Below are 699 nucleotides of genomic sequence, written 5' to 3' on the forward strand. Positions count from 1 at the left end.
TAATTTGTGGCAAAGGAATCTGTGAAAAGGGTAAATGTTCAAGCTCTGCCATAAGAGACCTCTAAAGGAAATTGCATCTCTTGCCCATGGGACCAATCCCCCAAATGGCCATCGGGATAAAAAACTCCCCTTAAAACAAAGTGGAATGTTCCCTCACGCGTTGCTTTGGTCAGATCAATCCTTTGCAATGAGAACCCAGGCTCTCCACATTCTGGATCATCAAGCGCGCAGGCAATAGCTTGATAAAGACGTAAGATTGTTGCAGGATCAGCATTGGCGTCTTGGAATTCTCTGACATCACACCCATAATGGCGACGCAAAACCCGTGTTCCTACCCTTGTCATTAAACATTTATGAATGGATTGTTGGCAATGATCCCAACCATATAAGAGAGAGCCATCCTTTTCGCTCATCCCGCACCGCATGCTTTAAGCCCCTTTGCTTGTCTTTGTGGTAGAAACCGTTGGGGTCGCCGCAACAACAGGGGCTGGTTTTTCAGCAATCTGACCAAGCAGCAAAGGGTATTTTGCTGCCTCTTCACTTAAACAAATTTCCTCACCCTTGCCCGGTGAACGTTGACCAGCAACAAAATCGGCATTGGTTAAAATAACATAAGTGTTCTCACGCATCATAAAACTCCTTTAAAGAGGGGAAGAGGTTGTGGAGGGACCCATTTTGACCCCGCCGTGTTTATGGCTT

At 46.1% G+C, this 699-nt stretch carries 2 protein-coding genes; both read right to left on the minus strand.

All coding sequences use genetic code 11. The features are described from left to right. Positions 1 to 38: 38 nt before the first annotated feature. A complete protein-coding gene (locus tag ACFIML_RS09205; RefSeq protein ID WP_375688029.1) occupies positions 39 to 425 on the minus strand; it encodes a GPW/gp25 family protein in 387 nt (128 codons plus the stop codon). 3 nt (positions 426 to 428) lie between these two features. Further along, positions 429 to 629, minus strand: a complete 201-nt coding sequence (locus ACFIML_RS09210; protein WP_375607990.1) for a hypothetical protein — start codon at positions 627 to 629, stop codon at positions 429 to 431. Positions 630 to 699 lie beyond the last annotated feature (70 nt).

The organism is Bartonella sp. AC62GZZY (genome assembly GCF_042196525.1).
Lineage (GTDB): Bacteria > Pseudomonadota > Alphaproteobacteria > Rhizobiales > Rhizobiaceae > Bartonella.

What these genes read in the sequence shown, in the direction of transcription:
- ACFIML_RS09205 (WP_375688029.1), bottom strand. Translation starts at nt 425, where the DNA reads ATGCGGTGCGGGATGAGCGAAAAGGATGGCTCTCTCTTATATGGTTGG.
- ACFIML_RS09210 (WP_375607990.1), bottom strand. Translation starts at nt 629, where the DNA reads ATGCGTGAGAACACTTATGTTATTTTAACCAATGCCGATTTTGTTGCT.